The 5,053-nt window shown below is 65.4% G+C and carries 6 protein-coding genes; 3 read left to right on the forward strand and 3 right to left on the reverse strand.

What is annotated here, in order from left to right; genetic code table 11:
• Together coaD and BG35_RS11585 are read left to right on the forward strand one after the other, a co-directional pair.
• Positions 1 to 473 (forward strand): pantetheine-phosphate adenylyltransferase (coaD, locus tag BG35_RS0106320; protein WP_025782162.1); only part of this gene is annotated, 473 nt, incomplete at its 5' end.
• 125 nt (positions 474 to 598) lie between these two features.
• Complete coding sequence (locus BG35_RS11585) at positions 599 to 1,381, forward strand: hypothetical protein (protein ID WP_025782163.1); 783 nt, start codon at positions 599 to 601, stop codon at positions 1,379 to 1,381.
• Here the strand turns inward: BG35_RS11585 and BG35_RS11590 are convergent.
• The 3 genes from BG35_RS11590 to BG35_RS0106340 are packed head-to-tail and all read right to left on the reverse strand — an operon-like array spanning position 1,350 to position 3,261.
• Entirely contained in the window at positions 1,350 to 2,132 is a 783-nt protein-coding gene (locus BG35_RS11590; RefSeq protein WP_080688067.1) for a D-alanyl-D-alanine carboxypeptidase, read from the reverse strand. The two genes, BG35_RS11585 and BG35_RS11590, sit on opposite strands and share 32 nt — an antisense overlap.
• On the reverse strand, positions 2,045 to 2,761 hold the full coding sequence (locus tag BG35_RS11595) for a D-alanyl-D-alanine carboxypeptidase (protein WP_051506184.1): 717 nt from the start codon (positions 2,759 to 2,761) through the stop codon (positions 2,045 to 2,047). The genes BG35_RS11590 and BG35_RS11595 overlap by 88 nt, the downstream gene beginning before the upstream one ends.
• On the reverse strand, positions 2,761 to 3,261 hold the full coding sequence (locus tag BG35_RS0106340) for a DUF4330 domain-containing protein (protein ID WP_025782164.1): 501 nt from the start codon (positions 3,259 to 3,261) through the stop codon (positions 2,761 to 2,763). Before BG35_RS0106340 ends, BG35_RS11595 begins: the two co-directional genes overlap by 1 nt.
• 124 nt (positions 3,262 to 3,385) lie before the next feature.
• On the opposite strand from BG35_RS0106340, the gene BG35_RS0106345 reads away from it, so the two are divergent.
• The coding region (locus BG35_RS0106345; RefSeq protein ID WP_025782165.1) for a M3 family metallopeptidase at positions 3,386 to 5,053 on the forward strand (1,668 nt) is incomplete at its 3' end.

Here is a 5,053-nt window from a genome sequence, read left to right on the forward strand (position 1 = left end):
CCCTCTACCCTGGCAGCTTCGACCCCGTTACCCTCGGCCACCTGGATCTGATTCAGCGGGCCAGCCGCCTCTTTGACCAGGTGATTGTGGCCATATTGCGCAATCCCGCCAAGACCCCGGCGTTTTCCCTGAAGCAGCGGCAGCGGCAGTTGCGGTTGGCCACCGCGGATCTGCCCAACGTCTCCGTGGATAGCTTCGATGGCCTGACGGCCAATTTTGCCCGTCAGCAAGGTTGCGCCATTATTTTGCGGGGCCTGCGGGCCCTGAGCGACTTCGAATTCGAACTGCAACTGGCCCACACCAACTCCTCCCTGTGCAGCACGGTGGAAACCCTGTTTCTGGCCACGGCGGCTCGCCACAGCTTCCTGAGCAGTTCCGTGGTCAAGGAAGTGGCCCGCTTTGGCGGCGATGTGTCTCATATGGTCCCCGCAGGAGTGGCGGAAGACCTGGACAGGCACTTTAATTCAGGTTAGCCGATTCCCTGCGCCATGGACCCGTCTCCCGTGTCACCCCCAGCAAAGAACCCGGCATCACCCTGGACCAACTGGATCAACTGGAGGAAATCATCCTGCAGGGCCTGCGCCTTCCCCTCACCGGGATGCTGCTGGTGGATGAGGAGGAAACCGTTGAGGCCCTGAGCCAGGTTCGCGAGAGCTTCCCCCCGTCGTTCCAGCAGGCCCAAACCCTGATCGAGCAGCGGCAGAACTACCTGAAACAGGCCCGCAGCCATGGGGAATCCCTCGTTGAGGAGGCCAGGAAAAGGGGGGAGGAGTTGATCCAGCAATCCGTCCACGAGGGTGAACGCCGGGGCCAGCAGGTGATGGCCGCGGCGGCGGCCCAACGGGACATGCTGCTGGACAAGGCCCGGCAGGCGGTTGCCCGGCAGGAGCAGGGGCTGCAGAAGAACCTTGCCCAGGCCGAGCAGCAGTTCGCGGCCCGCCGCAGTCAACTGGAGCAGGAGTACGTCACCCGCAAGGAGCAGCAGAACCAGCACCTGGAGCAGCAACGCCTGAAGGCGCTGCAGGAGTTGGAGCGCCTCAACCAGGAGAAGATCAAACGGAAGGAACTGGCCCAGCGCGAAGTTGAGGAAGTCCGGCAGGAGATGCAGGCGTTACGTCAGAAGACCTATGCCCATTGCGAAGAGTTGACGCGGCAGGCTGCGGCCGCCAGGCAGGGGGCTGATCGCTATGCCCGCCAGGTGCTGGATGATCTCAACGGTAAGCTGCGGGACCTTCAGCAGGTGGTGGGCGACCAACGCCAGGAGTTCCAGGGCAACCATGCCCAGGGCCGGCCCACGGCGCCGCCCCGGCAACAGACGGTTCACCAGAGAACCGGCGCCGCCAACCAGCTCAGAACACGCGGGGACAGAAAGAGTGCTTGAGCACCGCCTCCAGAATCTCCGCCATGCGGGAGCGGGGCTCCGCTGAACCGTTGGCCAGCAGACTGAAAAACCGATGGCCATGGGGAGTGTCCATCCGGCCGGAGAGCGCCTTCACGCCGCGAATGGTGCCCGTTTTTCCCACAAACTTCCCCGTCAGCGACGGTGAACTGGAAAACCGTTCCAGGGTGCCGGTGCGGTTGGCCACGGCCATGGTTTCATACCAGTTGCGCCCATGGGCGTGGTGCTGCATGGTGAGCAGGAGGCTGGTGTAGAGGCGGCTGGTGCTGCGGTTGGAGCGGCTCAGACCGCTGCCGTCGGCAATGGTGACCCCGTCCACCGGCAGGTTCTTGTCCTTGAGCCATTGCAGGGTGATCTCGCTGGCGTGAGACAGGTTCCATGACCCACTGCCCACCCTGAGCAGCACCTCGGCGGTGTTGTTGTGGCTTTCCGTGTTGGCTCGGGTCACCAGGGATTGCAGCGGCCGGGACAACTCCTCGTGGATCAACTGACTGCCCTGGGGGTTGGGAGAATCCGCAGGCACCTCCGCCCAGGTAAAATCAACCCCCTGCCGGTTGAGAACCTGGCTCCAGATCCCCGCCAGCCGCTTGGGAGGGTCGTAGACGGCGTAATCACCGCTGCTGTTGGCGCTCACCGGGAGTCGGGTCACCGGGGCGCCGTAATCCCAGTTGCGATCCGCAGTGTGCCAATCGGCAGGCCACCAGTTGCCGGGACCCAGCTCTTCAAACTCCATGGTGACGGCGCCCGTTCCACACCGTGGCCGGAAAGGGCGGTGGCCATGCGCGTCACCTGCTGGGGGCCAAAGCCGGGATCCCCCTCCCCTTCCAGTCGGAGGGTGCCGTTGGGCAGGCGCCAGAGAGAGGTTTTGAGGCGGTGGTCCACCCCCAGGCGGTCAATCGCCAGGGCGGTGCTGATGAGTTTCTGGTTGGAGGCGGGGATACGGGGCGCCCGGCCGTTCACGTCCGCCAGCAACCGTCCGACGGGATCGGCAACCGTCACACTCCAGGCGGCCTTCTCGCTGCCCAGGATGGCCAGCACGTCCCTCTGCAGCGGGGCGCAACTCACATGGGATTCCAGGCGGACGAGGGCAGCCAGGGGGGGAAAAGGAGGCAGGCGGGGAGGGGGCGCCGGACCCTGCTCGGCCCGGGGAACGTCCACGGGCCGGGGTCCGGGGGGGGATGGCGGCAGAGAAGGGACTTGCGCCACGCCTTCGGCAGCGCCGTAGGACTCCACTATGGCGGCCTCACCGTTGGCCACCTGATCCAGCAGATCCAGCAGCCGGTCCTGGCCGTAACTTGCAGGCGTTGACAGGAGGGGCAGCAGCAACCCCAGCAGCAACACACGCTTGCGGTGATTTCCCATCAGCCGTTCCCCTTGGCCAGCCCGCTGACCACGCCTTTGAGGCGGTACAACCTGCCCTCAACTTCAATGGGAACGCCGATTTTCAGGTTGGTGTCCCCCAGGGCAAACCCGGTTCTGGTTTCCTGCCCCTGACCTTGGAGGAACAACTGGGCATCGAAGGTGGCGAACTCTTTCTGGTTGGGATCCGGAATGGTGCTGCCGTCCGCCAGCACCGTGAGGCGTTGCCGCAATCGCCCATCCAGAACCCGGAGAGTTCCGGAGGGCTGGTTGCGCACCACAAGCCGTGTTTCCCCCTCCTGCTTGATGCTGGCCAGGAGGCCGTCCGGATCGGCTACGGGGATGTGCTTGATGTCCACAATCACCGCAATGGGCTCAAGCTGACCGCCGGCGGCGGCCAGACCGCTCACCAGCTTGGGGCTCCAGAGCAGGCCGGCCGCGGCCATGGCCATGGCCACAACGGCCCCCAGATCCACCGGATGGAGACGCAGCACGGATTTCATGGGGCGACGGAAGGCGTGCTGGATTGATCGTATCGATGCCCCGGAGCCTTCGCCAGGGCTGCTCGGCCACAACTGTGGGTTGTTCAATACACTCTTCCGGCAGGCACTGCACATCCGGCACCCCATGACCAGCCCCATCAACCCCCTGCTCCTTGGCCGGGACCTTCCCCCCTATGGGCAATTCACCCCTGAGGTGATCGGGGCGGGAATGCCGGAACTCCTGGGACAGTTGGAGGCGGCGCTGGCCCGCCATGAGGCCGGGCTCGCCACCCTGGAGGCTCCCACCTGGGGGCAGGTGATGGATCCCTTGCACCACGTCGAAGAGCGGCTCCGCTGGGCCTGGGGTGTGGTGAATCACCTGATGGGGGTTTGCAACAGCGCCGCCCTGCGCCGCGTGTACAGCCAACAGCAACCTGCCGTGGTGCGATTTTATCACCGCCTGGGTCAAAGCCGGACCCTCTACAAAGCCCTGCGGCAATTGCAACAGCGGGGCCGGGATGGAGAGCTGCCGTTGGACGAGGCGCAGCAGCGCATCCTGACGGCGGAGATACGGGCCATGGAGTTGCAAGGGGTGGGACTGGAGCCGGAGCAGCGCCAGGAGTTCAATGCCGCCAGCACCCGCCTGGCGGAGTTGTCCACCCGCTACAGCAACCACGTCCTTGACGCCACCGGGGCCTGGAGCCTCCTGCTCAAAGAGCCTTGGCAGGTGGACAGCCTCCCCGGCAGCCTGCGGGAACTCATGGCCGCAGCAGCCCGTGAGGCGGGCCATGGGGAGGCCACCGCCGCGGCCGGGCCATGGCAGTTGGGGTTGGACCTGCCCCGTTACGGCCCCTTTCTGCGCTATTGCCGCCACCAACGCCTGCGGGAGCAGGCCTACCGGGCTTATGTGGGCCGGGCATCAACCGGCGACACGGACAATCACCCCCTCCTCCACGAGATCCTGACCCTGCGCCACCAGCAGGCCCGACGGCTAGGCTACGCCACCTGGGCCCAGGTGTCCCTGGCGAGCAAGATGGCCGGGTCCGTGGAGGAGATTGAGCAGTTGGTGGAGGAATTGCGGCGCCCCAGCCAGCCGGCGGCGATGATGGAGCTGGAGCAGTTGCGCCGGTTGGCCAGGGAAATGGGCGCTCCTGAAGGGGACGCCCTGAAGCCGTGGGACGTGCCCTACTGGAGCGAACAGTTGCGCCGCCGCCGCTTTGATCTGGACAGCGAAGCCCTGCGCCCCTGGTTCCCCCTTGAGCAAGTGCTGGCGGGCCTGTTCGGCCTCTGTGAGCGGCTGTTTGCCATTCGCATCCTGGCGGCTGACGGGGAGGCTCCCCTATGGCACAGGGACGTGCGTTTCTTCCGGGTTGTGGATCCGCAGCAGAACGCCCCCATCGCCGCCTTCTATCTGGATCCCTATGCACGACCTGGGGAAAAACGCGGTGGAGCCTGGATGGATGAGTGCCTGGTGCGGCAACGGAACCAACAGGGCGGGACGGTTTGCCCCGTGGCGTATCTGATCTGCAATCAAACGCCGCCGGTCAACGGCGCCCCCAGCCTGATGACCTTCATGGACGCGCGCACCCTGTTCCATGAATTCGGCCATGGTCTGCAGCACATGCTCACCACCATTGACCGGCCCCAGGCTGCCGGCCTCAATCTGGTGGAAGACGACGCCATTGAACTGGCCAGCCAGTTCATGGAGAACTGGTGCTACGACCGGCCCACCATCATGGCCATGGCCCGCCACTGGCAAACCGGATCCCCCCTGCCGGAAGCCGAATTCCAGAAAATCAGCGCCGCCCGCACC

The sequence above is a fragment of the Candidatus Synechococcus spongiarum SH4 genome (genome assembly GCF_000586015.1).
Classification (GTDB): domain Bacteria; phylum Cyanobacteriota; class Cyanobacteriia; order PCC-6307; family Cyanobiaceae; genus Synechococcus_B; species Synechococcus_B spongiarum_F.

Excerpts from the sequence above, each read along its gene's own strand:
- BG35_RS11585 (WP_025782163.1), top strand. The coding sequence starts at position 599 with ATGCTGCTGGTGGATGAGGAGGAAACCGTTGAGGCCCTGAGCCAGGTT.
- BG35_RS11590 (WP_080688067.1), bottom strand. The coding sequence starts at position 2,132 with ATGGAGTTTGAAGAGCTGGGTCCCGGCAACTGGTGGCCTGCCGATTGG.
- BG35_RS11595 (WP_051506184.1), bottom strand. The coding sequence starts at position 2,761 with ATGGGAAATCACCGCAAGCGTGTGTTGCTGCTGGGGTTGCTGCTGCCC.
- BG35_RS0106340 (WP_025782164.1), bottom strand. The coding sequence starts at position 3,261 with ATGAAATCCGTGCTGCGTCTCCATCCGGTGGATCTGGGGGCCGTTGTG.